Origin of the sequence: Kosakonia sp. LAM2021 (genome assembly GCF_016620385.1) — a bacterium.
In the GTDB taxonomy this organism is placed as follows: domain Bacteria; phylum Pseudomonadota; class Gammaproteobacteria; order Enterobacterales; family Enterobacteriaceae; genus Kosakonia; species Kosakonia sacchari.
This window is the reverse complement of record NZ_JAENHT010000001.1, coordinates 241,467-265,526: the sequence shown is the minus strand read 5'-3', so window position 1 is coordinate 265,526 and position 24,060 is coordinate 241,467. Positions and strand designations below refer to the sequence as shown.

The 24,060-nt window shown below is 51.4% G+C and carries 24 protein-coding genes and 1 tRNA gene; 6 read left to right on the top strand and 19 right to left on the bottom strand.

Going from position 1 to position 24,060, the window contains the following annotated elements; all coding sequences use genetic code 11:
- Positions 1 to 39: 39 nt before the first annotated feature.
- Positions 40 to 795 (bottom strand): phospholipid-binding lipoprotein MlaA, encoded by a 756-nt coding sequence (gene mlaA / locus JKP81_RS01250; protein ID WP_017458648.1) that lies wholly within the window; start codon positions 793 to 795, stop codon positions 40 to 42.
- Positions 796 to 1,100: 305 nt separating this feature from the next.
- Between mlaA and JKP81_RS01245 the strand changes: the two genes are divergently transcribed.
- From JKP81_RS01245 to JKP81_RS01235, 3 genes are all read left to right on the top strand, one after another.
- Complete coding sequence (locus JKP81_RS01245) at positions 1,101 to 2,042, top strand: formate/nitrite transporter family protein (protein ID WP_200550306.1); 942 nt, start codon at positions 1,101 to 1,103, stop codon at positions 2,040 to 2,042.
- Positions 2,043 to 2,117: 75 nt separating this feature from the next.
- A tRNA-Arg gene (locus JKP81_RS01240) sits at positions 2,118 to 2,192 on the top strand.
- 161 nt (positions 2,193 to 2,353) lie between these two features.
- The gene (locus JKP81_RS01235; protein ID WP_200550305.1) at positions 2,354 to 3,523 is read left to right on the top strand and encodes a tyrosine-type recombinase/integrase; all 1,170 of its coding nucleotides are present in this window, start codon (positions 2,354 to 2,356) and stop codon (positions 3,521 to 3,523) included.
- Positions 3,524 to 3,540: 17 nt separating this feature from the next.
- Here JKP81_RS01235 and JKP81_RS01230 read toward each other — a convergent pair whose 3' ends face one another.
- The 12 genes from JKP81_RS01230 to JKP81_RS01175 form a co-directional block, all read right to left on the bottom strand.
- A complete protein-coding gene (locus tag JKP81_RS01230) occupies positions 3,541 to 4,740 on the bottom strand; it encodes a hypothetical protein (RefSeq protein ID WP_200550304.1) in 1,200 nt (399 codons plus the stop codon).
- A 45-nt stretch (positions 4,741 to 4,785) separates the two neighbouring features.
- Entirely contained in the window at positions 4,786 to 5,364 is a 579-nt protein-coding gene (locus JKP81_RS01225) for a Swt1 family HEPN domain-containing protein (RefSeq protein ID WP_200550303.1), read from the bottom strand.
- Between the two features lies 1 nt (position 5,365).
- A complete protein-coding gene (locus tag JKP81_RS01220) occupies positions 5,366 to 6,001 on the bottom strand; it encodes a DUF5343 domain-containing protein (protein WP_200550302.1) in 636 nt (211 codons plus the stop codon).
- Between the two features lie 565 nt (positions 6,002 to 6,566).
- The gene (locus JKP81_RS01215) at positions 6,567 to 6,839 is read right to left on the bottom strand and encodes an ogr/Delta-like zinc finger family protein (protein WP_200550301.1); all 273 of its coding nucleotides are present in this window, start codon (positions 6,837 to 6,839) and stop codon (positions 6,567 to 6,569) included.
- 280 nt (positions 6,840 to 7,119) lie between these two features.
- A complete protein-coding gene (locus JKP81_RS01210; protein WP_200550300.1) occupies positions 7,120 to 9,804 on the bottom strand; it encodes a DUF927 domain-containing protein in 2,685 nt (894 codons plus the stop codon).
- The gene (locus JKP81_RS01205) at positions 9,801 to 10,211 is read right to left on the bottom strand and encodes a hypothetical protein (protein ID WP_200550299.1); all 411 of its coding nucleotides are present in this window, start codon (positions 10,209 to 10,211) and stop codon (positions 9,801 to 9,803) included. The genes JKP81_RS01210 and JKP81_RS01205 overlap by 4 nt, the downstream gene beginning before the upstream one ends.
- Entirely contained in the window at positions 10,201 to 10,440 is a 240-nt protein-coding gene (locus JKP81_RS01200; RefSeq protein ID WP_200550298.1) for a hypothetical protein, read from the bottom strand. The genes JKP81_RS01205 and JKP81_RS01200 overlap by 11 nt, the downstream gene beginning before the upstream one ends.
- Complete coding sequence (locus tag JKP81_RS01195; protein WP_200550297.1) at positions 10,437 to 10,991, bottom strand: host cell division inhibitor Icd-like protein; 555 nt, start codon at positions 10,989 to 10,991, stop codon at positions 10,437 to 10,439. Before JKP81_RS01195 ends, JKP81_RS01200 begins: the two co-directional genes overlap by 4 nt.
- 124 nt (positions 10,992 to 11,115) lie before the next feature.
- A complete protein-coding gene (locus tag JKP81_RS01190) occupies positions 11,116 to 12,120 on the bottom strand; it encodes a P2 family phage major capsid protein (RefSeq protein ID WP_097406342.1) in 1,005 nt (334 codons plus the stop codon).
- Between the two features lie 18 nt (positions 12,121 to 12,138).
- A complete protein-coding gene (locus JKP81_RS01185) occupies positions 12,139 to 13,005 on the bottom strand; it encodes a hypothetical protein (protein ID WP_200550296.1) in 867 nt (288 codons plus the stop codon).
- 47 nt (positions 13,006 to 13,052) lie between these two features.
- Positions 13,053 to 13,274: an AlpA family transcriptional regulator gene (locus tag JKP81_RS01180; protein ID WP_200550295.1), complete on the bottom strand. Its 222-nt coding sequence runs from the start codon at positions 13,272 to 13,274 to the stop codon at positions 13,053 to 13,055.
- Positions 13,275 to 13,797: 523 nt separating this feature from the next.
- Positions 13,798 to 15,165 carry a formimidoylglutamate deiminase gene (locus tag JKP81_RS01175; protein ID WP_200550294.1) on the bottom strand — a complete coding sequence of 456 codons (1,368 nt, stop codon included), beginning with the start codon at positions 15,163 to 15,165 and terminating at the stop codon, positions 13,798 to 13,800.
- A 110-nt stretch (positions 15,166 to 15,275) separates the two neighbouring features.
- On the opposite strand from JKP81_RS01175, the gene hutC reads away from it, so the two are divergent.
- A complete protein-coding gene (gene hutC, locus JKP81_RS01170; protein WP_200550293.1) occupies positions 15,276 to 16,037 on the top strand; it encodes a histidine utilization repressor in 762 nt (253 codons plus the stop codon).
- Positions 16,034 to 16,588, top strand: coding sequence for a HutD family protein (locus JKP81_RS01165; RefSeq protein WP_200550292.1), 555 nt, complete (start codon positions 16,034 to 16,036; stop codon positions 16,586 to 16,588). The genes hutC and JKP81_RS01165 overlap by 4 nt, the downstream gene beginning before the upstream one ends.
- Before the next feature lie 163 nt (positions 16,589 to 16,751).
- Here JKP81_RS01165 and JKP81_RS23690 read toward each other — a convergent pair whose 3' ends face one another.
- The 6 genes from JKP81_RS23690 to JKP81_RS01140 all read right to left on the bottom strand — a co-directional run bounded on the left by JKP81_RS23690 (position 16,752) and on the right by JKP81_RS01140 (position 21,887).
- On the bottom strand, positions 16,752 to 16,877 hold the full coding sequence (locus JKP81_RS23690) for a hypothetical protein (protein WP_255563062.1): 126 nt from the start codon (positions 16,875 to 16,877) through the stop codon (positions 16,752 to 16,754).
- A gap of 98 nt (positions 16,878 to 16,975) precedes the next feature.
- Positions 16,976 to 18,535 (bottom strand): histidine ammonia-lyase, encoded by a 1,560-nt coding sequence (hutH, locus tag JKP81_RS01160; RefSeq protein ID WP_234455454.1) that lies wholly within the window; start codon positions 18,533 to 18,535, stop codon positions 16,976 to 16,978.
- A gap of 14 nt (positions 18,536 to 18,549) precedes the next feature.
- On the bottom strand, positions 18,550 to 19,431 hold the full coding sequence (locus JKP81_RS01155; protein WP_200550291.1) for an ABC transporter substrate-binding protein: 882 nt from the start codon (positions 19,429 to 19,431) through the stop codon (positions 18,550 to 18,552).
- Positions 19,432 to 19,464: 33 nt separating this feature from the next.
- Positions 19,465 to 20,145, bottom strand: coding sequence for an ABC transporter permease (locus tag JKP81_RS01150; protein ID WP_200550290.1), 681 nt, complete (start codon positions 20,143 to 20,145; stop codon positions 19,465 to 19,467).
- Positions 20,146 to 20,148: 3 nt separating this feature from the next.
- A complete protein-coding gene (locus tag JKP81_RS01145) occupies positions 20,149 to 20,793 on the bottom strand; it encodes an ABC transporter permease (protein WP_200550289.1) in 645 nt (214 codons plus the stop codon).
- The gene (locus JKP81_RS01140) at positions 20,790 to 21,887 is read right to left on the bottom strand and encodes an ABC transporter ATP-binding protein (RefSeq protein ID WP_200550288.1); all 1,098 of its coding nucleotides are present in this window, start codon (positions 21,885 to 21,887) and stop codon (positions 20,790 to 20,792) included. The genes JKP81_RS01145 and JKP81_RS01140 overlap by 4 nt, the downstream gene beginning before the upstream one ends.
- Positions 21,888 to 22,371: 484 nt before the next feature.
- Between JKP81_RS01140 and hutU the strand changes: the two genes are divergently transcribed.
- Positions 22,372 to 24,048, top strand: a complete 1,677-nt coding sequence (hutU, locus tag JKP81_RS01135; RefSeq protein WP_200550287.1) for a urocanate hydratase — start codon at positions 22,372 to 22,374, stop codon at positions 24,046 to 24,048.
- Positions 24,049 to 24,060 lie beyond the last annotated feature (12 nt).

Sequence of the window (24,060 nt, the reverse complement as noted above, 5' to 3'; positions counted from 1 at the left end):
GAGCGCCGTGCTCACCTTTTTTATTTGCTGTGCTTTGGCTTATTGCGAGTCGATGTCTTTCAAATCGCCCTCTATCGCCTGCGCGTTCGGGTTTTCCTGCGGTTTCAGCTTACCGCCGTTGGCGATAAAGTCGTGGCGCTGGAAGTAGGCTTCACGCACCAGAATGTACGGATCGGAAGACTGGCGCAGCAGGCCGTCTGAATCCAGCAGTTGCGCGCGCGATTCAATGCCTTCGACCGTCCATTTGCCCACCGACAGCGGCCAGGTCAGCCACGACAGCACTGGATAGAGCGTATCGGCCATATCACCACCGTCTTCACGCAGCGTGAAACTGCCATAGAACGGCAGTTGCATATACGGGCCGTAACCCATGCCGTAATGCCCCAGCGTGCTACCAAAACGGTGCGGTTCAACGCGCTGCAATTTCGGGTTTGCAGCACCAGCGACATCCATCAGGCCGCCCATCCCCAGCAGGGTGTTCAGGAAGAAGCGCGTAAAGTGAACCATCCCCTGGTACGGATCGCCTTGTAAGAAGAAGTTCACCATCACCGCCGGTTCTTCAAGGTTGCTGGTGAAGTTGCTCAGGCCATTACGCGCTGGCTGCGGCACGTAATCACGCCAGACAACGGCAACGGGCCTGACAACATACGGATCCAGTACATTGAAGTTGAAGCTGTACATGGTGCGGTTGAACCCTTCCAGCGGGTCTGAACGTCCCTGCGAATCTTTACCGGAACTGGCACAACCGACCAGCACAGTGGTAGCCAGCGCAAGCGCCGACAGGCGGAATTTCATAGGTGTCTCCCTGAAGAAAATGGTCATCGCTGAATGCCATTTTGAATAACGCAAACGCGGAAATCCGTTTTGCGCAGACAATGCGCAACGCATTGTATCAGCACATATTCCGATGTCCACGCAGCGAACAAATCTCACTCAGCCTAACCGAACTCACCTTTACGGCTCGTTAACAATTCTATACAAACTTCCTCAATATCGTATTGCCATTATTGCTTTTCGCGCAATTTAGGACGATGCCGTCACGGAATAAGCGCGAAAACCGCTACGCTTAAATTTTGCCGCCATCACCAAGCGAGGCCATCGTGGACAATATTAAAGAAGAGAAACTCGACAAACACAGCGATGACATACAAGTTGAGAGCGACGAGAAGAAAAGTGGGAAGAAAATAGAACTTGATGAAGAGCGCCTGCCCTCACGTGCGATGGCGATTCATGAACATATTCGCCAGGACGGAGAAAAAGAGCTGGAACGCGATGCGATGGCGCTGTTCTGGTCAGCGATTGCGGCGGGCTTATCGATGAGCGCGTCGCTGCTGGCAAAAGGGATTTTCCACGTACAGCTCGACGGTGTTCCCGGCGGTTTCCTGCTGGAAAACCTCGGTTACACCTTTGGCTTTATTATTGTCATCATGGCGCGCCAGCAGCTGTTTACCGAAAACACCGTCACGGCCGTATTGCCAGTGATGCAAAAACCCAGTTGGGTTAACTTTGGCCTGATGACACGCTTATGGAGCGTGGTGTTACTGGGGAATCTGGTTGGTACAGCTATTGCTGCCTGGGCGTTCGAGTATATGCCCATATTCGATGAAGCCACGCGCGACGCTTTTGTCAAAATCGGCATGGATGTAATGAAGAACACGCCGCTGGAGATGTTCTCTAACGCCATTATTTCCGGCTGGATCATCGCTACCATGGTGTGGATGTTCCCGTCGGCGGGCGCGGCGAAAATTGTGGTGATCATTTTAATGACCTGGCTTATCGCGCTGGCGGACACCACACATATTGTGGTCGGCGCGGTGGAGATTTTCTATCTGGTGTTTAACGGTACGCTGCACTGGAGCGAATTTATCTGGCCTTTCGCTTTGCCGACACTCGCCGGGAATATTTGCGGCGGCACCTTTATTTTTGCCCTGCTCAGTCACGCGCAGATCCGTAACGATATGATCAATGCGCGTAAAGCCGAGGCAAAAGCCCGCGCCGACGAGCAAAAACAGCAACGTGACGGCGCAGAAAAAGAGGCATAAACGGCGACAGTTTAATCACTTGGCGGCCGGTGAGCTTAACGCGAGACGTAAATAACGTTATACTCCCGCCGCTTTGTCCCCTTAGTTAAATGGATATAACGAGCCCCTCCTAAGGGCTAGTTGCAGGTTCGATTCCTGCAGGGGACACCATGACCAAGCCTCAGACAGTCCAAAAAGTTCCATAATCCGCTAAAAATTAAAGAAAATTTCAAAAATCCACGTCTAACTAAGTTCCATATTTTCTAATAGAATCTATACACACTTGCGTATAGGATTGTGTATAACCCGGTTCGATCTTTTTTTCTATACACATGCTGCTATCCGACCTCCAAATTAAACGCGCCAAACCCAAAGAAAAGGCCTACACCCTCAATGACGGGATGGGTCTGTCACTGCTTATAGATACGACAGGCAGTAAGGGCTGGCGCTTTCGTTACCGATTCGCCGGTAAACCAAAGATGATCTCCTTCGGTGTGTATGGTGAGGTATCGCTCGCTGAAGCACGGCAAAAGCGCGAGGAATGTCGTTCTATGTTGGCAAAGGGCATTAACCCCAGCGAAGCCCGCAAAGCTGAAAAAATCGCGCTGCAATTCGCCCATGAAAACAGCTTTGAGGCCGTCGCCAAAGAGTGGCATTCATCAAAAACGGCCACATGGTCGCACGGGTACGCAAGAGAGGTTCTGAACTGCCTTGAGAAGGATATTTTCCCCTATATCGGTCAGCGTCCCATTGAACAAATCGAACCGCTAGAACTACTAACAGTCCTGCAAAAAATTGAGAAACGAGGCGCACTGGAACAGACCAGCAAAATTCGTCGCCGTTGCGGCGAAGTGCTTCGATATGCCGTGGCAACCGGACGGGCAAAATACAATTTCGCTCCCGATCTGGCTATCGCACTCAGCAAGCCTAAAACACAACATTTCCCGTTCCTGACAGAAAGTGAGCTACCCGCATTTGTTAAAGCTCTGGAGAATTATGAAGGGAGTCTGGTAACGAAATACGCCACGCAGCTGCTGATGCTTACCGGCGTTCGTACTATTGAGTTACGCGCGGCAGAGTGGAAAGAATTCGATCTCGACAATGCGTTATGGGAGATCCCAAAAGAACGCATGAAAAAGCGCCGCCCGCACCTGGTTCCGTTATCCACCCAAGCAATCGACATTCTGAAAAAACTCCAGGTGATCACAGGCAATTACAGCCTCGTTTTCCCAGGTCGCAACGATGTCAGAAAGCCAATGAGTGAAGCCAGCATCAACAAAGTAATCAAGCTGCTTGGGTATCATGGCCGGTTAACCGGGCACGGCTTCAGGCATACCATGAGCACCATCTTGCACGAGCATGGCTTTGAAAGTGCCTGGATTGAAATGCAGCTTGCGCATGTTGATAAAAACTCGATTCGAGGTACTTATAATCATGCGCAGTACATATCAAAAAGAAGGGAAATGATTCAATTCTATTCAAATTTTCTTTTCAAGTCATAATATTGACCGAATAATATTTATTTTGCCCGGATAATTTGCTCAGCTAGAAAACGGACTAGGGGCACATAGCAACTGACTAACTCTTCTGATTCAGTCAATGGGATATGGCAGTCATCTCTATTATATTTATCAGAAGAATGAACAAGAGCATTTCTAATATGCTTCAGCATTTGGGCTGTATTAGGTATCATATGTTCGTTAGTTATATTAATAGATAATTTCTCCCCAAAAACCATCCTTGCCTTAGTATACAACTTCTCCCCAGCATCAATTTCAAACTGTATTATAAACTCCTTTAACTCCTCTTCATCGACAAACTTTCTCAGTACTCTCATCAACATATCTTTCTCGTCCGATTTATCGGAATGTTTTTTTACAATATTTATTATAGAAACGATATCAGCGGGCGAACCAAAAAAACTTGTAGATTGGATATTAGCTTTTAATTTTGATTGTAACTCCGCCTCCGACACACTCAAAAAATTATATTCTAACACATGGTAATAGGAAAGGAATGATTGACTCGGGAATTGACTACTTACAGCAACCTTATAATAGTTGACTAAGTTTTTATCATAAACACCAAGTGGAATATTCAACTCCACCTCATCTTCATTATGTAATGCAGCATAAATAAGACGCCTACCTTTATACAAATCCCAGGCTTGAGAATAGTCCACAGCAAGCTTATACAAGCAACTTTCAAAACACTGAAACGCATCACTAAACATTTTTTCCGAATCAATCTTCCTTGAGACAGAGTATTTTATAGTTACGGGATTCCAAACCAGCATATTAAAATAAATATAGCTCATTCTATTTCTCGCTCGCCTTATTAATCTTGGCTTAACGAACCTAGTAAAATAATTTATGTAATCATTAGATTTAAAATGACTAAGTGAAAATTCTTTAGTTGATCGAGAAAGCAAAACTTGACGCGCAGAATTAGACTTAAACTCAAACCGTGGTGTTTCAAATGTATTTTGGTTAAGTCTTTGCACTACTACCTCAACCGATCTGTAGCTTAGTAACGTATTTTTCTCACTATTAAATTGATATTGCCTAGACTTAGAGTACGTTTTTATAATCTCTGGATAACTATCCGCAAATTTAATTTCAAGTCTGTTATCATTAATAATTACATATAACTTACCATCATTAACCTCATATATTAAACCGGTAGTTTCAAAAACATCTGTAATAAATTTAAAATCCATGACATCTCCTAAAATATCTCATTGAAAATTTAATAACTAACATAATCATTCCATAAGTCGAAACCAATCTTTAAGTGTCAGTTTCAAACGAACAATTTCATCCTCTGCTAATGGGCTACAATGAGCAATCGGTCCACGGAGCAAATTGAGGCTATTCATCACTCGATTGAATGCCTTTTCACTATTGAAAAGGTCAGCAAAATGCTTCCAGTTTTTCCTTACGATCTCACCTAACTCTCCAAAAGTTGTATAATCCAATTCATCATCTGAGCGAGGAGTAAAAGCAGAATCGATCTCTCTCTGCATATTATCTTTAACATTTTTTTTGATATGTTCCGGAATGTTCTCTCCCCCCCACCAATCATCACCTAATTCAGAAACTAGTTTTTCTTTTATCAAGCCTCTAATTGACACCTCCAAACAATAAAACAATTCATAATGAATTGACATTTCCCTAGCCTTTACTCTCACATCATGACTAAATTGAGGGTAGTAATCCTCGTCGATATCATCAGCAAAGTTTCCTCCTCTTCCCAAGTCAATTTTCATATCATACTCGAGACGATCCAATTCTCTTTCTGCTATTTTATTTGAAAAAGCAAAAACTTTAATTTTATCTTCCATACTATTTTCTCAAAAGATTATCACGTAAACTTTTAAATATAGCATTAAAAACAGCAACATCATCGGTCTTAGGCAGCACAAGATTTATTGTATAAGAAAGACCAAGCTTTACTCCCGGATCATAAACATCGCTAAAATTTTCTGCATTCTTTTCGGTAGTTTCGCCTGCTGTTTCACTTTCAACAATCGGCTCAGAAATTGTATCAAAATTAGCAAAAGCCCGTATTGCCTCAAAGGTTCCGATAACTGCGCGAACAGAAGAATTTCCTTTTTCAAGTCCCGTCATTTCAACAAGCAATCCCTCAAGGTCAGCTTTTGAGAGTTTGTGAGCGTATTCATTTCGCGCATAAACATCTGGATAAGCATTTTTTAATGCTTTACCCATTGCTGCTCTAGAGATGGACGTATTAGTGTTTCTGAACTGCCGATAGAGTTCTGTTGGGGTACCATCAGAAGCAAGAATGCCCATTTTTTTTGCTAAAGGTATAAATGCCTTTGCCCCCCCACCAGAAAAACCTAATCCTGTAGATAGAAAATCTTGCGTAAAGCGTTCAGGTGTAGCCGCAACCTTAATTTTATCAAGAATTTTACTGATAGTTCCCGTGGCATTCATGAAAGCAGGAAGGTTTTTTGCCATAGTTATCCCCATTTAAAATTTGTGATGAATATCAAATTTTATAAATCTCGCTCACTAATAGCGCGACTCCAGTTTGTAAATAAGGTTTATCCCAATTTGATTATTATCACTATTCCTGAGCCTTATCAACGTCATCGAAATAGATTTATTGCTAGATATGACATAACAACTAATAAATGAAAAAAATCCAAATCGAACAAAAACGGCACTACACCGCACCCGCCTGCCACTTTCATACCAGTAAATTTTTTCAGTTTTGTTTTTCTACAAACCGGTAAGCCAGCCCGCGACAGTGCTGGCTCTCTGGCATGAAAACCGGACTGAAAAAATTGAAACGGATTTCAGTTTTTTTCAGTTTCTGCACTTTCAGGACTGGCGCTAATTATTTCAGGTGATTGTTTCAGAAAGGATTTTTAATTTTACGTCACTATTCAGGAAGAGATAACGCTCAACACGAAAATAATAACTTGTTTAAAGTTAGAGTGTTAGCGAAGCGATATACTGAAAAAATTTCATCACAATCAGGCAGTACCGGGCACACGTTTCGTCTCCCGGCCTGCCACCATTAAGCCCGTTTTTTTGCCCGGAGCAGAAGTTCCAGCGCCTTATCGCGATCCTGTTCCGGCAGGGCATCAATCAGCTCTTTAACCCTTCCCTGCCCCTTAAGAGCACTGGGGCTGATGGTATGCGAAAAAGACACGCTCATTACAAAGGTGTGGCCGCATTCAACGTTGGTACAGCTACAGTAAACGTCCGCCAGCTGCGGATGCTTGCGGTTGGTCTTGCGGATTTTGGCGTCGGCAAGACATTCGGGGCAGGTCATTTTCATTATGCGCATGCAGTTTCCTTAATTAATTGCCTGCCAGAAAAAGGGCTGACAGGATAAGTCTGTTTACCTGAGAGCGTGTAACAGCGGTAACACTGGTAACATCATTGATTTATAAAGATAAATACCGTTACCTCTGCTTTTTTTATCGAGGTAACGGGTGGTAACACCCGGTTTTTGTTACCTCTGTTACCACTCCTGTTTTTTAACTGGTAACACCCGTAACCCCTGTGGTGTCTGGCTGTTACCTCTGTTACCTGTGTTACCTCATAAAAATAAGACTCACGTGAAGCTATTCTTCCGGGTCGCCCAGTACATTCGTATTAAACTGATACACCCGTTTGAGGCCTATTTCTGGCAGGCGAAGGCTGGTCTGGGTTCGCCCGTCCCTGCCCGGCTCCAGCCAGCCCGCGCTGACGCAGAGTTTTGCCACCTTACTGGCATTGAAGCCCTTACAGATTTCCTTCCAGCCTGACGGCAGGACATAAAATGTCGTGACCGTTTCCGTGGTCTGACTGCCCGTATCCACTTTGCGAAAACCCATCATGGCCACCGGGCGGTTCCTGTCGTCGTGCCAGTCTGCAAAACGGCTGTACTGGTTACGCGTGATAAAGTCGCGCACCTGTTCCAGCGCGGCGCGATCTTCCTGATTGGCTGAATGGCCACGATCCACCATCCACGACGCCAGACAACGCTCTGCCGCTGCGTAGGCCTCACCTTCCGCCCAGCCAGTAATACCGGCGCGGGTGGCAAGTTCCCCGGCCATCGCCACCAGGGCAAAGCGGGTCACCGCCCGCCCGACCTGATTCCCCGCATCCTGCGGCGTCAGCCTGCGCGTGAACTCTTTCAGCATCGCCTTCGCCTGGCTGGTCACCTCCGGCAGCGAAGCCGTGATGTGGCGCAGCCAGTCACGGAACGGCGCACCGTGGAACTGCGCCACGCCTTGTTCCAGATGTTCAGACAGCGCCTTGCCGCCGCTGAAACCATGCAGTTCTTCAAACACCCCGTATTTGCCGGAATCGCTGGGGATCTGGATCATCCTCACCTCAACACCGGCATAAGTGCGTTCCCCCGCGTTTGCCGCATGCTCCACCAGGGACAATTCGCCGGTGGAGAGAAACAGCAGGTTCCAGCGGTTCGTTTCCCGCACGGAACCGTCTGTTCTGGCTCTGGCCTTGCCCTGGCCGTTGGCCAGCATGTAAGCAATATTCCCCGCCTCGCGTCCGTCCACCTCGCGGATTTCATCGAGCATCAGTGTGGCGTCATTGCGGCGGCTGGCTGTTCCCTCCAGCGCGTTACCCGTTGCGCGCCACGTATGCCAGAAATCCGTTCCGCCGCAGACGGATGCCGCCACTTTCATGGTGGTGGTTTTGCCGTCCGTCGATTCCCCTTTCAGGTGATAGCCGCCGCCGCTCATGCCGACCAGTTGCAGCAGTGGTGCAGCAAAGGCCAGGCTGACGCTGAAAGCCAGTCTTGCGTTCCCGGTGCAGTAGCGCCCGATGTGCTCCCGCCACTCTTCCGATGTGCCATTCACCCGGAAATCCCGTCCCTGAACGCTGGAAGTCTGGAGAATGACCGACCGCGCATCGCGGCCAATCACTTCATCCTGTAAAACGTACACGCCGCCATGCCAGCCGGTTCGGTTCACGCAGGTCACTTTGTTTTCCGGCTTACACAGCGAGATGTATTCCATCAGGTGCGCCCTTGCCGCACCGTTAACATTGATATAGGAAAGCCCGTTAACCAGCAGGACGCGACGCAGCTCTTCTCCGCTGCCGCCCAGCATTTCCATCGGCATCGCCCATTTCCGGGGATTGCCGTTGGTGTCCTCCCACTCCAGCAGCCGCCCGTAATTGCTGCCATCAGCATCGCTGGTAATGGCCGTGACACGGATAGGGCTGGAAATCTTGATATTGCGGATCTCCGTGTCCCCGTCCGATTTATTAACCAGCTTGTCATACCAGAGGTATTCTTTAGTGAGGCGGAACCCCTCCGGCAGCCGTGTCTGCCCCCGGCCATGCAGGGTCATTTCATCCCGGAACGCCTCGCGGGCACGCTCCAGACCATTTTCCTGACGAAAATCATCCCAGTCAGCCTTATGACGGGTCGGCGGCAGGGTCACCCAGCCGTTAACCGCTTTTGCGGCCTTTTCCGCCCACAGACGCCCGGTATTTTCTTTCCCGTCCAGCAGATCGTTATCAGCGGCCAGCACAATGCGGCTATCCGGCCATTTCTGCCGTATTTTTTCAGCCGTTTTAAGGAGATTCGTCGCCGCCACAGCGGCAATAACCCAGCCGGAAGCAATCAGGGAAACCGTGAGCGCGGTGGCGAAACCCTCTGTGATGATGACCTGTTCAGGCGGCGTCGCGGGTATGTCAGCCAGCGCGATAAAACTGCCGCTCAGCTGGCTGCCCGGTAACAGACTTTTATCCCCTTCGGGGCTGATAAGCTGACCGCCGGTAATAACACCGTCGCTGTCAGTCAGTGGCAGCAGCAGTGAACCGGCAGGAAAAACCGTTCCCGCCACCGTGACGGGCTGCTCAGACAGGCTGAAAGCGTGGCCATAAAGACCGCGATCGCTCAGGTAGCGGCTTTCCCCCTGTCTGCTTTTCTTCATCAGCTGATGAAAGCGCGCCCGGCCATTTGCCTGCCGTGCAGCTTCATTCCTGGCTGGCTTAACGGGTTGCTGGCTCACTTCTGCCAGAGACAATGTTCCGGCCACCATGCCCGATGCCTCTTTAACCCCTTTGCCGGTCACCAGACGAACGAGATCCAGACCATCACCGTTACCGCACTGATTGCAGAACCATGTTCCGCGTCCCTCTTTATCATCCAGGCGAAAACGATCCGTGCCGCCACATTTCGGGCATGCGCCGTGGCGGTGGCCTGCCGGTATGTCGATCCCCAGCGCCGAAAGAATATGAGGCCAGCGGCCACGCGCGGCAGAGGCTACCGATGTTACAGAGACTGGTTTCACTGGCTCCCCTCCCGCTCACCGCAGCACATGAATTCATAACCCGGCGGCAGTTCCCCGTCAGGCGCGCCAAAAATAATGTCCCGGTAAACCTCACGCATCTCCGTAACGCCCTCAACCGACAGCCGGAGCGTTTCGCCCATAAAACCCGGCGCGAGCATTTTTTCCAGTACCTCTGCGGCAAGGCGACTGCCCTCTTCGATACCAAACTCATCCATCCACGGTATTTCAAGGTGATAAAGAATGTTCATGGCCACTTTGTCAGGCGTCAGCGCCACGCGTTCGCCATCTTCGATATAAGCGGCCTCGCCATTGACGCGCCGCATCAGGGAAATGAAAGCCTCTGCGATATAGCGGCGCAGTAATGCAGTACGAAAGGCAGGGGAAACAAGGGATTCGTTACTGATCATTGTGGTTCCCCTTCATGGTGCTGGTTTCCTTTACAACTCCGTCGAGCTGTTCGGCCAGACAGGCAAACATCGCCGCAGCCCCTTCAGCGGAAACGGTTCGTGAACCGGAAGAACCACACCCGGATAACAAATCAGCAAGGAATTCACTGGCCAGCGTCACGCGCAACAGACGGTTTTCGCCAGTATCAGACAGGGTGCAGCCAGACTGCACAGCAGAAATCTCTTTCATGCCCTTGCCTCCCCGGAAGTCCTGGAGGGAATACGGCCAGCAAAGCAGAGAACAAACTCAGTAATCAGTTGCAGACGGGCATCACGTTCGTTATGCGCAGTAATACGAACCGGCGCAGGCAGGGCTTTACCGTCGGTACGACGCACGGCAAGAAACAGAAAGGTATATTCGGGGTGCGGCAACGCGGGGACTGTAGCCATAATGGCAACCTCCTTCAGATAGCGGTTAACGCCACCACCGGAGTTTCCACGCTCACTGGTGGTAGCCCAGACGGGGGTGGAAATACCGGCTCTGAAGGATACCGGCCTGACCGAAGTCAGCCCCGCCTGAGCCACCATTACGCGATAGCTACAACGGTATAGAAACCGCTGCGCAAGTAACAGATGTGCAAAGACAAAGACACAAAAAAAGACGCATGGCGCGTCTGGTGTCGCCTTCAGATTACACGGGTTTCCACGCCCGGTTGCCGATTTTGCGGCAACGGCGGAACTATAGCCCGCCAGATAAAAGCGACGCAAGAAATTTATAACCGAATTTATTGTATTGTTCATTTCTCAAAATCCTGGCATTCTGAATGTCCTTACAGGGTCTGCCACTCTGTGAGCTTCATTTTTTCACCTAAAAATGTTCTCAAAGCCCGCTAAATAATCAGCGGGCTTTTTATTTGCGGGAACATTACTCAACGAGAGAAACAGCGCTCTCATCAACAGCAGCATAGAGTTCCGGATTACCCAGCGCGTAGCCTTCATTTCTCAGATAGGAATGCACATATTCGCAATTATCCTCGTCAAATTCGGCGCGGAAATAACGTGTATTCGCCTGCGTATAGATATGCAGATTACTCAGCGTGGTGACAGCAAGACGCTTACCGGGCATAAAGGGCGGAATGAACGCAAAGCGCCCGGCGATGGAACTGCTGGCCATCTGCGCGGCACTGATATCTGCCGGGCGGTCAGCGGCGTTAAAGAGGCGCAGACGTTGTTGTGCGGCAAGCTCAGCGCCAACCATTACCACCAGTCGGGGATCTTCCCGGAACGGTTCGGCGATAACACTGGTGATGAGATGGTTAGCCAGTAAATCGATATTTTTCCAGTGCCCCGTTTCACCCAGGGTCAGCGGTTCAGAAATAATCTGCTTTCCTTTCTGATAATCCTTTGCCAGCGCATGCCAGCCAATATTGACGTCCTCGCCTTTCTTATTTCCTTCCGGGTCAGTCGTTTCTGAAATGGATGTACCATTAAAACCCGTTCGTAACATATCCAGTGAATAGGCCTGGCTGAAAAAGGTATCCATCACCTCATCAAAATTACCGGCGTGACCAAGGTTATAAATATCCGACATTTCGCCGTAACCGATAGTGGCGCAGGTATCCGTTTCTGACAGCCAGAATTCGGTTCCATTTATTGCCACCTTTTTACGAAAGCGTCCGCCCGCAACCCGGCCAGTATGTAACTCACTGGCACCGACATTGATGGCATTACCGGAGACAGCATTAACATCACGCAGCGTGATCTGCCCCATCATCCAGCCTGATTCCAGAATAGATGCACGGAGAATATTTTCTTTATTACCACGAAGAGAAAAACGACGCCCTTCATTAACATCAGCTCTGGAATTACCTGTGAATTTCTCATGATAGAGACGTGCCGCATCCGGCTTTTGATTTTTAAAAGCAAACATAAATACACCCTGAATAAATTAGACGGAAAAAAGCTTTTCTTTTCGTTCGGTCAGTTTATGGCATTGCAGACGGTAATCGGCATAATCCTCACCGGTAACCACCGCACGTAACAGGGTATTATCCGCCCTGTAATACTCTTTATAAGCTGCCACCCGCAGCAAGCCACCATTATTTAAGGCGTACCTGTCAGATGGTGGAGTGCAGTGTTTAATGATTTCACGCACCGCTTTTACCAGCTCATCAAGGGCATCCATAACAAACCTTGCGGCACTGGAAATTGCCGGTTCCTGATTAGAGGTCGTAATTTCTGCCGGAACGCGCAGGGAAGCGGGAAATGAATGCAGCACCGGTTTATCCACACCCTTTCCAATATGCCTGGCTTCTTCAACAAGTAAACCAGGTAAAGACCGGAAATGGTTTACCCGCTTTCGTTGCTCTTCAACCCGGTGTTGCGAGGCCTGATAAAGATATTCAGCATCAGCACGGCTGACAGGATGTGACCCCCGGTTTTTCATCTCGGCAACACTGCGGGCGGTATAAACCTGCTTTGTTGCCGTTTTGGCTTCAGCGGCTGCACGTTCTCTGTAGCCAAGTTCCTCTTCCTCATGGCGGCAAAGCTGAATGCAGCGCTTTAGCAACATATTAATTTCACCGGCTTCAGCACCAGTATCAGGAATGACCAGGCCGGTTAACGAAAACAGTTTTTCCCCTTCAGCGCGTACTTTGCTTAGCGTAAAAATTTCGATAATACGGGCAATACATGCAGCGTCACTGTTCGAATCATTAAATGGAATAACTTTATAGTTTTGAATTTTGGCAACGTAATTACTTTTAGTAAATTGCAGGGCGAGTGAACCCGCACCCTCTAATTGAAGGCTATTCATAAAAACACCTTTTAGCTAATTAAATTTCAGAGTTGGTTTATAAGCGGTTAATGTTTTCTATTTTCGATATTATTAATTATCCAATCGTGAATTTCATTTTCCAGCCAAGCTACAGAACGAGTTCCTATCTGTAATTGCGTGGGAAACTGTTTGTTTTTTATTTTTAAATAAATCGTAGATTTAGGTAAGCCGGTTAAATTAATAACTTCAGATATACGTAAAAGTCTTAGTTTTTCTTCAGATATGTTTTTTCGAGGTAATAGCCCCATCGTCACTTCCTTAAATTTATGCTCAAGAAAATAAATCCGTATTGGATGTATATATACTTACACAGAAGATATTAGCCGTAAAGTTAGCGACCAGAGAGCAATATTCAGAAAAATTGAAGGACTGTAAATAGTGAATATTGGTGAATATTGGTGAATGTTAGTGTTTGTTAGTCATTGCTAACGGTGGTTAGATGTTAATGAAGCAGAAAATTGATGAACAATATGCGTAAAGAAATGTAAATCCAGTCGTTTAACTGATTCCACAAAGAAACTACACGCATGAGCACCTCCGTATAGCGAAGATAACATGCGTATAGAATCGTGTATAAATCGCCTAATAAAATATTAAAAAAAACCAATCAAACAAAAAGTTAAGTAAAAAGTTCGATTCCTGCAGGGGACAATATCCTGCTTCCAGCAAACATCGTTCAACGTCGTTATTCTCTTACAAATTCAGCAAGTTAAATAACTCTCTTCGTCTTCTCATCGCCATTGTTTCTTATCAACAACCTGCTGGTTAGTATTACGCCATCAGTTGCTGCATGACCTTAATAAACGCGGAGGTCACCTGCTCATCCTGCGCGTGACGCCCCTCTTCGATCACCCAGCGCCCTCCTGTCATCACCCTTTTTATCGGGTTTGTCGAACAGGCGAAAATCCAGCGGTTCAGACGTTCACGATCGCCTGCGGCAGCCAGGAAGGGATCGCGGCTGTCGAGCAACAGCATATCCGCACGATCGCCTGGCGCCAGTTGACCTATCGCCTGCCCCAGCGCACGGCGTCCGCCCTGCAATGCCCCCTGATACAGCACATTTCCGACATAGGGTTCATCCGGCAAAGACAGTAAGTTGCGCCGCCGTTTGTTTAACCGTTGCCCGTACTCAAACCAACGCAAATCCTCGCTGACACTGACGCTGATATGGCTGTCGGAGCCAATTCCCCAACGTCCCTGCTGCGCAAGATAGTCCGGCCCCGGAAAAATACCATCGCCAAGATTGGCTTCAGTCGTCAGGCAAAGACCCGCCACTGCGCCGGAAGCGGCAATCTGTTGGGTTTCCTGTGGCGTAATATGCGTGGCATGGATCAGACACCACTGCTCATCCACCGGCATATGCTGATAAAGCCACTCTATCGGACGCAATCCAGACCAAGCCACGCAGTCATCAACCTCTTTTTGCTGCTCGGCAATATGAATATGCACCGGCTGCGGTTGCGGACAGGCCTTAAGCACGTTCCGCATCTGTTCCGGCGTAACAGCTCGCAGCGAGTGGAAGCACAGCCCGGTACGCTGCATCGGCTCAGCAGCAAGCTGGGAGGTCAGCGAGTCATGCAGGGTCAGATAGTTTTCCGTATCGTGAATAAAGCGATTCTGCCCGGCGGTCGCTGGCTGCCCGCCAAAACCAGAGAAACTGTAAAGCACCGGCAGTAATGTCAGGCCTATGCCCGCCGTTTTCGCCGCCTGCGAAATACGCAACGCCAGTTCGGCTGGCTGGGCGTAAAGTTTTCCGCCACGATCGTGGTGCAAATAGTGAAATTCGGCAACGGAGGTATAACCCGCCTTCAGCATTTCGATGTACAGATAGCTGGCAATGATTTCCAGCTGTTCGGGGGTGATTTTATCCACCAGCCGGTACATTAGATCGCGCCATGTCCAGAAGCTGTCTGCCGGATCGCCCACCACTTCGGTCAGCCCGGCCATTGCACGCTGAAATGCGTGCGAATGCAGGTTTGGCATGCCCGGAACCAGGAAACCTTCCAGGCAAATCGTAGAATCATCTGGCTGACTACCGCTTTCGAGCGCGGTGATGATGCCCTGCGGGGAAACCGTAATGCGAACATTCTCCGCCCAGCCCTGCGGCAACAATGCTTTTGCCGCGAAATATACCGTCATATATCCCCTCACCGCCTGCCGTTATTTAATATGTATATACATGTTTATATATATACATCCAAAAGTGCGTAGAGTAAACTTCAACGGTCATCCGGCCGAGGAAAGGGTTAATGGAGCAAAGCGATATTTTTAAAGCAACCACAGGCGAGACACGTCTCGATCAGCCCGCCCCTTTCTATGAAAGGGTGAAGAGCATGATTAAAACCAACATTCACAGCGGCGCCTGGCCGGTGAACTACCGCGTGCCGTCCGAAAGCGAGCTGGTCAGCCAGTTTGGCTACAGCCGGATGACCATTAACCGCGCGCTGCGTGAACTGACCGCCGAAGGGCTGCTGGTGCGTATGCAGGGCGTTGGCACCTTTGTCGCCGAAGTCCGCGGGCAGTCGGCATTACTGGAAATTAACAACATTGCCGATGAGATTGCCAGCCGCGGCCATCGTCATCATGCCAGAGTGCTGGAACTGACCCAGCAGCATGCAGATGCTCAGCAAGCGCTGGCTTTTAATCTGCCGAAAGGCAGTCGCCTGTTCCATTCGTTGATTTGCCATTATGAAGATGGCGTTCCGGTGATGCTGGAAGACAGGCTGGTGAATGCGCTGATTGTGCCAGACTATTTGCAACAGGATTTCACCCGTATCACCCCGAATGCCTATCTCTCTTCCATCGCACCGATTGTCGAGGGCGAGCACATTATCGAAGCGGTAAACGTACCCCGCAGTGAATGCGTTTATCTGGAAATAGATGAGCACACCCCCTGCCTGCAAGTGAACCGCCGCACCTGGACCGGTCGTCAGGACAAGAAAATCGTCACCAGCGTGCGCCTGGTCTATCCGGGTTCGCGTTACCGCCTGGAAGGAAGCATGCGCAAATGAGACTGCTGCCTTATAGCGGCTACGCTGAGATGCGCTGGAAAAATGGCCAGGGCGTCACCCGCGAAGTGTGCCGTTTTCCCGCCAGCGAGCAGTATGACTGGCGCATATCGGTTGCGACAATTCGCGAAGACGGGGCGTTTTCACGTTTCTCCAGTTACCTGCGAAACATCAGCGTACTGGAAGGCGAAGGTATGTTTCTGACGATTGATGACCAGCGCAGTGCGTTAATTCCACCGTTTCAGGCGACGGATTTTAACGGCGACAGTGAGGTGTTCTGCGAGGTTGTCGGCGGGCCGCTACTCGATTTCAATGTGATTTACCACCGTGAAACCACCCTGGCAACGGTGTGCTGGCAGCGCGCTGGCACATGGCAACATCAGCAGGGAACCATGCTGCTGTTCAATGCCGGAAATCGTCTTGACGTCATCGTCGGAGGCGAACGCCATATCCTGCACCATTACGACAGCCTGATTATCGATAACCCGGCGATGGTTAGCGTCAACGCAGGCAGCGACACGCTTTTCGCCTGCGTGACGCTGACATCCCGTTAAGCTCGGCTAAACTGCGGCGTCGACCTTCTGAAACGCCGCCAGCCCTCGTCATTATCGGCAATTAACCCGCTCATAAACCCCATCCGCACACAGCGGCATTTCGTCGCGGGCCAGCCCGCTTTTTGAACATGACGACCGCCAGCGGCACGGCTTTGGTGATTTGTCACGCGCCGCTTAACGCCTGCGCTTGCTGTTTATCAGACTGAACCAGCACTACCAGGCGCACCTCTTCGCCATTGATACATCTTGAGCAAAGCAGCATTGCCAGCGATTTCCCTGGCGCAGCCACAGCCGCTGCGTGTGCCAGGTTATCGCGAAACGCACCACGTGCCCGCCTATACGCGCGACAGATCCCGTCTCCATTTCCCCTTGAGCAGACTATTAGCTTCACTCATCAGCACCCGCCTTTATCAATAAAGTAAGCTGGCGGCTCAGTTCACCATCAGCTATCAGATCCCGGACAGCATGCATATCCGTGTACAGCGGCGTATCGGTTTCACGAAACGCGACCTGCTGGCGCACCCGCGAGAGTGTCAGTTCTGTACCCACCGAGGCACGCAACGGGCGGTGAAATTCAATCGCCTGACAAGCGCACAGCAGCTCAATAGCCACAATATCCACCGCATTTGCCACCGCCTGCATCGCTTTTCGCGCCGAGGAGACGCCCATGCTGATATGGTCTTCCTGCCCGGCACAGGTGGAAACCGTATGTACGCTGGCGGGCACCGCCAGGCTGCGGTTCTCCCCGGCGAGGGCGGCGGCGACATACGGCGGGATCATCATCCCGGAATTGGCTCCGCTTTTGCCGACCAGAAACGCCGGTAAGCCGCTAAGATGCACGTTAGTGATACGGTCAGAACGCGCCTGCGACGCGGTGCTCAGTTGCGCAATAGCCACCGCCAGCGCATCAAGTGCCAGTGCCAGCGGCGCACCGTGGCCGTTGCCGCCAGGCAAAATCACCAGCGTATCGTCTTCAATCAAAAACACCGGGTTGTCGGTTACCGAATTGAGTTCGGTGGTGACGATATGACGGCAATGCACCAGTTGATCGCGCACTGCACCATGGATTTGCGGGATGCAGCGTAAGCTGAGCGCATCCTGCACCCGGTGGTCGCGGTAACGCTGAAGGATCTCGCTGCCGCGCAGTAAACGGCGCAAAATCTGCGCTGTTTCTTGTTGCCCGTCATGCGGACGCAGGGCGTGCAGACGCGCGTCATAGCCGCGGGTGTTGCCTTTCAGCGCTTCGAGACACATGCCGCCTGCCATATCCGCAACCGGCAGCAACTGCTCGAAATCCCGCACCGCCAGACAAGCCAGTGCGGTAATTTCGTACGTGCCGCTGATCAGCGCGTGTCCTTCGCGCGGGCCAGGAATACGTGGCGCAATGCCCGCTTTCGCCAGCGCGTCGGCGGAGGGTAATAACTCGCCCTGATACCAGCACTGCCCTTCGCCAAATAACGATAAGCCGATATGTGCAGTAGCAATCAGATACCCCACGGAACCGCTGGCAGGCGACCATGGCGTCACCTGCCGGTTCAGCATCAGGCACATACGCTGCGCCAGTTCAGAGCTGACACCGCTGTAGCCCTGCAACAGCGATTTCAACATCACCGCCATCATCGCCCGCACTTCCCGCACCGACAGATCCGGTCCCATCCCGCAGGCGTGACTGCGCAGCATATTGAGTTGCACGCTGGCAATTTGATCCGCAGAGAGACGCTCGGTCACCAGGTCTCCCACGCCAGTCGTCAGGCCATAAATCACCTTTCCGTCAGCAATCGCCTTGCGAATGTACCCGCTGACCTTATCCATTTGCGCCAGCGCTTCATCAGCCAGAATAACGGGTGCACCATCGGCAATGCGCACCAGCTCATCGATGGTCGTGGCATCCGTGCCTAAGGTGACCGCATCCACATGCGGCATGGAAGAAGGGATTGTTGTCGTCATCTCGCAGCCGTTCCTTACTTGCTCAGTTGGTGTTTAACCAGCCATTGGTGCGCCACATCATCAATGCTGGTGAACTCAGCAAGCTGCTCGTTCATGGCGATCAGATCTTCGGTGGTGAGTTGCGCAGAGATTTTGTTCAATGTGCTTTCAATGGTCGGGTTCAGCGTGCTGCTGGCGACAATGGGCACAATGTTCTGCGCGGCAAACAGGTGTTTCGGATCCTCCAGCGCAACCAGGTGATCTTTTTTAATTTCCGGCGTAGTGGAGTACAGGTCAGCGACCTGAACTTGGTTATTTTTCAGTGCCGTTAGTGTCAGCGGACCAGCGACATCCAGCACTTTGAAGGTTTTGAAATTCAGGCCGTAAACTTCACGCAGGCCGGGAACGCCTTCATGACGGGTTTTCCACTCCGCCGGGCCGCCAAGCACTAACTGCCCGGCCACAGATTTCAGGTCGTCGATGGTTTTCAGTTTGTATTTGTCGGCGGTTTTCTTCGTTACCGCCAGTACATCGCTGTTTTGTGCCGTGGACGTGTTCAGCATTTTCACTTTTTCCGGCAGCTTAGCAGCCAGCGCTTTCGCCACATCTTCCGAACTGTGTGCTTCGTTTTTCGCATCCAGATAGCTTAACAGCGCGCCGCTGTATTCAGGGATCACGGTGATGGAACCGTCGAGCAGCGCCGGGATATAGACTTCACGGCTACCAATGTTGAGTTTTTTCTCGACCGGAATGTTTTGCGCTTCCAGCGCCCCGGCGTAAATGGTCGCCAGCAACTGGTTTTCCGGAAAATCTGCCGAACCAATAATCACTTTCTGACCGGCATCCGCAGCCCAGACAGAAGAAGCGACAGACAGCAGCGCGGCACTAAACAACGTTAAATAGCGTTTCTTAATCATCTTATTAACCTTCTGTAATTAAAGGACTCAACATCACTGGTTTTTGGTTTTCCGGGTGATGCCCGGTGAAACCACGACTTTCCCTGAAAGCGAAAAAAAGAGATCAATGATCAATGCCAGCAGCGCGACGAGGAGGGCTCCGGCTGTCATCTGCGCAAAGTCGTTGGCGGCACGCCCGTCGATAATCAAACGTCCCAGGCCGCCGAGTGAAACGTATGCCGCAATGGTCGCAGTGGAAACAATTTGCAGCGCGGCACTGCGGATCCCGGAGAGGATCAACGGCATTGCGCAAGGCAACTCAACCTGTAACAGCACCTGAAGCGGCGTCAGTCCAATTCCTTTTGCCGCGTCCTGCACACTGGGATCGACAGAACGGATACCCGCATGTACGCCCAACGCCACGGGCGGCAGCGCCAGCACCACCAGTACGATGATGCAGGGTAAAACAAAGGCCAAATCCGATTCGAAATAGCCCGCCAGCAGGATCACCAGCAAAATAATCAGACCAAAAGAGGGCAACGAACGCAGGGCGTTGGTGGTGCCAATCAGTAGCGCCTCCCCTTTCCCGGTATGGCCGGTGTAGCAGCCGACCGGAAACGCAATGGCGACGGCAATCGCCAGCGCCGCCGCGCTGTAGCCGATATGCTGCAACAGCAGCGGCACAATGCCGTCGTCGCCGAACCAGTGGCTGAGATCAAAAAACCATTCACTCATCAATTATCCCCTTTGCGGTTGCCAGCGGCTTAAAGAGCGGGTTATCGCCACCACCAGGCAATCGAGAATGAAGGCCAGCGCGATGCACAGCACAATCCCGGCGATAATCGGGGTGAGGAACTGAAGCTGAAACCCCTGGGTAAACAGCGAACCTAACTGTGGCGCGCCAATCAGCGCGGCAACCGACACAATGCTGACATTCGAAACTACGGCTACGCGCAGCCCGGAGCCGATTACCGGCACGGCAAGCGGCAGGTCGATCTGCAAAAATTGCTGTAGCGGTTTGTAGCCCAGCGCAAAAGCCGACTGGCGGGTATCTTCGTCCACGGAATCCAGCCCGTCGCACACGGTTCTGACCAGCAGCGCAAAGCTGTAGATAGTCAGCGCCACAACCACGTTAATTGGGTCGAGAATTTGCGTATTCAGCAACGGCGGCAACAGGACGAACAGCGCCAGCGACGGAATGGTGTACAGCAGGCCGAACAGGTTCAGAACGATACCTTTCACTTTTGGCAGGTTGTTCACCGCCCAACCCACCGGGATCGCCAGCAGCAGACCGATCAGGATCGGCGTAATCGACAAATAGCAGTGCCAGAGCAACAAGCTGAGGATCCTGTCGCTTTGCCCCCACAGCCAGTCAAATCTCATAGTGCCTCCTGCGTCAGCGACTTGCAGGCATCCAGCACATTTTCCAGCGCCAGCGATCCCAGCGGGGCAAGCTGTTCATCGACCACCACGGCGCGGTGGCAGGGAGAACTGAGCGCCGAATCCAGCAACTGGCGCAACGTGCCGCCCTGCGGAGAAAACGTCGCGCCAAGGTTCACATTTTCCGGCGCTATCACCGTTACCTGCTGATGCGTGTCAAACCAGCCGCAAGCTCTGCCCTGCTGCGTCACCAGCAGCCAACGTTGTGTGCTGATATTGCGTGCCTGTGCAAGTATCGCGCCCATTTCGATGGCCGGTTCCGCCCGCAACGCCGTCAGCGGTGCGGAGGTGTGGAAACTAAGTTTGCGGTAACCGCGGTCGCGGCCAATGAAATCGGCAACAAATTCGCTCTGCGGCGCATTCAGCAGTTCGCCCGGCGTCGCCAGTTGCGCCAGCTTGCCGCCAGGTTTCAGCACCGCAACGCAATCACCCAGTTTCATTGCTTCATCAATATCGTGCGTGACCATAATGATGGTCTTGCTGACCTCTTTCTGAATGCGCAGAAACTCGTCCTGCAACTGTTCACGCACCACCGGGTCAACGGCACTGAAGGGTTCATCCATCAGCATAAATTCCGGGTCGGCAGCCAGCGCACGCGCCACGCCGACGCGCTGCTGTTGGCCGCCGGAGAGTTGCCAGGGATAGCGTTTCGCCAGCTGTGGCGCCAGGCCGACCACTTCCAGTAATTCCGCGGCTCTGGCTCTGGCTTTGCTTTTCGCCGCCCCATTGAGGATGGCGGTAGTGGCGATGTTATCGATGATGTTTTTATGCGGGAACAACCCGGCATTCTGGATCACGTAACCAATACGGCGGCGCAACTGCACAACATCCATCTGAGCGGTGGATTCGCCATTGAGCAAAATCGTCCCGGAAGAGGGTTCCACCAGCCGGTTGATCATGCGTAATGAGGTAGTTTTTCCGCAACCCGACGGCCCCACCAGCACAGTAATTTTGCCTCCTGGCGCGACAAGGTTCAGGCCATCGACCACGACAGTACCGTCGCGGTAATGCTTGGTCACATTGTTGAAAGTAATCATCGTTACGCCTTATGGTCATCGTTTGCCATCCCGTTGTGACGGCAATGCAAAAATATTTTTTGTATATCCTTGTATGTACAACTAGCAAGCCATGTGCCATAACGTAATCGCAACATTCGTGATTTAAATAAAATCAAATAAAAACAAAAACATATAAAAATTTCGTTAATAAAATCAGCGTAACAGAACGGATTAATCCTGCTTATTTTCCCAGTCAACTCGCTTTAAAACAGCGCAGGCACGCACTAAAAACGAGCATTTCAGCGCCACCTGGCACAATAAGAGTGCAGGAAAGTGCATCAAAACCCTTTCCTTCAGTACCAGGAAAAAACACATCAAAAACAACGCATTGTTTTGTATGTAAAATAAATAATTCGATTAAAGTGGCACCATATATGCTTGTCATGTATATACAAGACGTATACAACAGCATCGCAACGTCAGTAAGCATGTATTCCGCTATCAAACAAAGAAGGTAAACCACATGAGTAGTGAATTATCCCGTTATCGTGATGTTGAGATCAGAGCGCCACGCGGCACGACACTGAATGCGAAAAGCTGGCTGACCGAAGCGCCGCTGCGCATGCTGATGAATAACCTTGATCCCGATGTCGCGGAAAACCCGAAAGAGCTGGTGGTCTATGGAGGAATTGGACGGGCAGCGCGTAACTGGGAGTGCTTTGACAAAATGGTTGAAGCGCTAAAGCAGCTCAACGATGACGAAACGCTGCTGGTGCAGTCCGGTAAACCGGTCGGCGTGTTTAAAACCCACAGCAATGCACCGCGCGTGCTGATCGCCAACTCAAACCTGGTTCCCCACTGGGCCAACTGGGAGCACTTTAACGAGCTGGACGCTAAAGGGCTGGCGATGTACGGCCAGATGACCGCCGGCTCCTGGATCTATATCGGCAGCCAGGGGATCGTTCAGGGTACGTATGAAACCTTTGTCGAAGCGGGTCGCCAGCACTATAACGGTTCGCTGGTTGGCCGCTGGGTGCTGACCGCGGGTCTGGGCGGCATGGGCGGTGCGCAGCCGCTGGCCGCCACGCTGGCGGGTGCCTGCTCGCTGAACATTGAGTGCCAGCAATCGCGCATCGATTTCCGCCTGCGTACCGGGTATGTGGATGAGCAGGCAACGGATCTGGACGATGCGCTGGCGCGTATCGAACGCTATACCCGCGAAGGCAAAGCCATCTCGGTGGCGCTGCACGGCAATGCGGCAGAAGTCTTACCGGAACTGGTTAAACGCGGTGTTCGCCCCGATCTCGTGACCGATCAAACCAGCGCCCACGATCCGCTGAACGGCTATTTGCCGATTGGCTGGCAGTGGGAAGCGTATCGCGAACGTGCGAAAAGTGAACCGGCCGTGGTGACTCAGGCGGCGAAAGCCTCCATGGCCGAGCACGTTAAAGCAATGCTCGCCTTCCAGCAGCAGGGCATTCCGACCTTCGACTATGGCAACAATATTCGCCAGATGGCGAAAGAGATGGGCGTCAGCAACGCCTTCGATTTCCCGGGTTTTGTGCCCGCCTATATTCGCCCGCTGTTCTGTCGCGGTATCGGGCCATTCCGCTGGGCCGCGCTCTCCGGCGATGCGGAAGATATCTATCGCACCGATGAAAAGGTAAAAGAGCTGATCGCGGATGATGCGCATCTGCACCGCTGGCTGGATATGGCGAAAGAGCGCATCAGTTTCCAGGGCTTACCTGCGCGTATCTGCTGGGTTGGTCTTGGGCAGCGCGCACGTCTGGGGCTGGCGTTTAACGAAATGGTGCGTCGCGGCGAAGTCTCCGCGCCGATTGTCATTGGTCGCGATCACCTGGACTCCGGCTCCGTTGCCAGCCCGAACCGCGAAACTGAAGCGATGAAAGATGGCTCCGATGCGGTTTCCGACTGGCCTTTGCTGAACGCGTTGCTCAACACCGCCAGCGGCGCAACCTGGGTTTCTCTGCACCACGGTGGAGGCGTCGGCATGGGCTTCTCGCAGCATTCGGGGATGGTTATTGTCTGTGATGGCACGGATGAAGCGGCAGAACGTATTGCCCGCGTCCTGCATAACGATCCGGCGACTGGCGTGATGCGCCATGCTGACGCAGGCTATGATTCAGCTGTCGCCTGTGCCAAAGAGCACGGCCTCAATTTACCGATGATTACAAAGTAAAACCGACGGCGC

Bases quoted from the DNA above. Each gene is read 5' to 3' on its own strand.
- JKP81_RS01180 (WP_200550295.1), bottom strand. From the start codon at position 13,274: ATGGGGCTATTACCTCGAAAAAACATATCTGAAGAAAAACTAAGACTT.
- JKP81_RS01150 (WP_200550290.1), bottom strand. From the start codon at position 20,145: ATGAGTGAATGGTTTTTTGATCTCAGCCACTGGTTCGGCGACGACGGC.
- hutH (WP_234455454.1), bottom strand. From the start codon at position 18,535: ATGACGACAACAATCCCTTCTTCCATGCCGCATGTGGATGCGGTCACC.
- JKP81_RS01155 (WP_200550291.1), bottom strand. From the start codon at position 19,431: ATGATTAAGAAACGCTATTTAACGTTGTTTAGTGCCGCGCTGCTGTCT.
- JKP81_RS01190 (WP_097406342.1), bottom strand. From the start codon at position 12,120: ATGTTTGCTTTTAAAAATCAAAAGCCGGATGCGGCACGTCTCTATCAT.
- JKP81_RS01165 (WP_200550292.1), top strand. From the start codon at position 16,034: ATGAGACTGCTGCCTTATAGCGGCTACGCTGAGATGCGCTGGAAAAAT.
- JKP81_RS01205 (WP_200550299.1), bottom strand. From the start codon at position 10,211: ATGATCAGTAACGAATCCCTTGTTTCCCCTGCCTTTCGTACTGCATTA.
- JKP81_RS01200 (WP_200550298.1), bottom strand. From the start codon at position 10,440: ATGAAAGAGATTTCTGCTGTGCAGTCTGGCTGCACCCTGTCTGATACT.
- JKP81_RS01145 (WP_200550289.1), bottom strand. From the start codon at position 20,793: ATGAGATTTGACTGGCTGTGGGGGCAAAGCGACAGGATCCTCAGCTTG.
- JKP81_RS01220 (WP_200550302.1), bottom strand. From the start codon at position 6,001: ATGGCAAAAAACCTTCCTGCTTTCATGAATGCCACGGGAACTATCAGT.
- JKP81_RS01175 (WP_200550294.1), bottom strand. From the start codon at position 15,165: ATGACGGTATATTTCGCGGCAAAAGCATTGTTGCCGCAGGGCTGGGCG.
- JKP81_RS01140 (WP_200550288.1), bottom strand. From the start codon at position 21,887: ATGATTACTTTCAACAATGTGACCAAGCATTACCGCGACGGTACTGTC.
- hutU (WP_200550287.1), top strand. From the start codon at position 22,372: ATGAGTAGTGAATTATCCCGTTATCGTGATGTTGAGATCAGAGCGCCA.
- JKP81_RS01225 (WP_200550303.1), bottom strand. From the start codon at position 5,364: ATGGAAGATAAAATTAAAGTTTTTGCTTTTTCAAATAAAATAGCAGAA.
- JKP81_RS01230 (WP_200550304.1), bottom strand. From the start codon at position 4,740: ATGGATTTTAAATTTATTACAGATGTTTTTGAAACTACCGGTTTAATA.
- JKP81_RS01185 (WP_200550296.1), bottom strand. From the start codon at position 13,005: ATGAATAGCCTTCAATTAGAGGGTGCGGGTTCACTCGCCCTGCAATTT.
- JKP81_RS01215 (WP_200550301.1), bottom strand. From the start codon at position 6,839: ATGCGCATAATGAAAATGACCTGCCCCGAATGTCTTGCCGACGCCAAA.
- JKP81_RS01195 (WP_200550297.1), bottom strand. From the start codon at position 10,991: ATGAACAATACAATAAATTCGGTTATAAATTTCTTGCGTCGCTTTTAT.
- hutC (WP_200550293.1), top strand. From the start codon at position 15,276: ATGGAGCAAAGCGATATTTTTAAAGCAACCACAGGCGAGACACGTCTC.
- JKP81_RS01235 (WP_200550305.1), top strand. From the start codon at position 2,354: ATGCTGCTATCCGACCTCCAAATTAAACGCGCCAAACCCAAAGAAAAG.
- mlaA (WP_017458648.1), bottom strand. From the start codon at position 795: ATGAAATTCCGCCTGTCGGCGCTTGCGCTGGCTACCACTGTGCTGGTC.